Genomic DNA, 1201 nt, shown 5'->3' with positions numbered 1-1201 from the left:
CGCCGCACGCCATGCTGTTTCCGCGGGCGTGCGGCGAACGCGTCCACTGAGGCGGAGCGGTACAAGGAGCGAAGCACCGCCGAGCGGGCCGTGGCGACTCGTTACGACACCGAGGTGCTCGCACGGATCGAGAGCACGGGTGAGCCGGTCGGCCGTACGTCGGCTCGGGCCAGCGTGCTGCCGTTCCCGAGCTTGGCGTGTCGGTGCCGGGGCCTGTCGTCGCGCCATGGCCCTTGCCCCGCGACCGCCACCTGGCGGTCTGTCAGGGGCGGGTGTAGGGGCGGGTCATGATCTCCATGTTGTGGCCGTCCGGGTCGTCGAAGTACGCGCCGTGACCGCCGAAGAGGTCATTGATCCGACCGGGTTCGGTGTGGCCGGGGTCGGCGTAGTAGGTGACCCCGACCGCCTCCAGGCGGGTGATCATGGCGTGGAACCGCGCGTCGGGCACGAGGAACGCGTAGTGCTGCGACTGGATCGGCTCGTCCCGCTTCTCGTAGTAGTCGAGCGTCACGCCGTTGCCGAGGTCGACGGGCAGGAACGGCCCGAACGGGACGCCGACCTTCAGCCCCAGGATCGCGGCGATGAACTCGGCCGACAGGTGCCGGTCCCTGGCGTAGACGGCGGTGTGGTTCAACTGGACGGTGGTCACCGGCAGTTCGGATTCGTGCGGGTACCGCTGGTCGTATGGCATCAGTGATGTGTCTCCGGGTCTTTGATCCGCTGGGATGCGGCGCCGCGTGCGGGCGCCTGGGCAAAGACACGGAAAAGGGGCGGGCCTCTTGCCCGCCTCGCGCTCACGCCGAGGCCGGGAACCTCACTCGTGCGTGGCCCATGGCCGACCCGGCAGTCACCCGACCGACCTTAGTGACCAACCCCGGGCCGGGGCAACGCCGTTTCCCGGCCGTGCCCCGGCGACTCCGCCGGGAGCCGGCCGTACGTGAACCTCCCCTGCGGGCGGACGGCCTTGTGGCCCTGTTTCTCCGGGATCACATGCCGGACGCCACGCCTGCGGAGGCAGGCGCGGATCTTCTCCATGCCTCCTCCGGCAGGCCGCGCGGTCCCGCCGCCCCCCGTCCGGCGCCCGGTATTGAACCGATCTCCGCGGTCCCCTTCGAGGAAGCCGACGGCGCGGGTGGCGCTGCATGAGCATGAGCAGAACAACGAGCCGACCGATCGAACTTCTAGGCCCTGTCCGGTCGAT

Annotated in this window: 1 protein-coding gene; it reads right to left on the bottom strand. The window is 70.1% G+C overall.

Features of this window, described 5'->3' with window-relative positions:
* Window positions 1-262 precede the first annotated feature (262 nt).
* Complete coding sequence (locus BFF77_RS32075; protein WP_066957073.1) at window positions 263-691, bottom strand: VOC family protein; 429 nt, start codon at window positions 689-691, stop codon at window positions 263-265.
* Window positions 692-1201: the final 510 nt, after the last annotated feature.

The sequence above is a fragment of the Streptomyces lushanensis genome (genome assembly GCF_001700515.1).
In the GTDB taxonomy this organism is placed as follows: domain Bacteria; phylum Actinomycetota; class Actinomycetes; order Streptomycetales; family Streptomycetaceae; genus Streptomyces; species Streptomyces lushanensis.
The sequence above is the reverse complement of the archived record's forward strand: the minus strand, read 5'-3'. Positions and strand labels throughout refer to the sequence as shown.

Coding starts and splice junctions, on each gene's coding strand:
- BFF77_RS32075 (WP_066957073.1), bottom strand. CDS start 691: ATGCCATACGACCAGCGGTACCCGCACGAATCCGAACTGCCGGTGACC.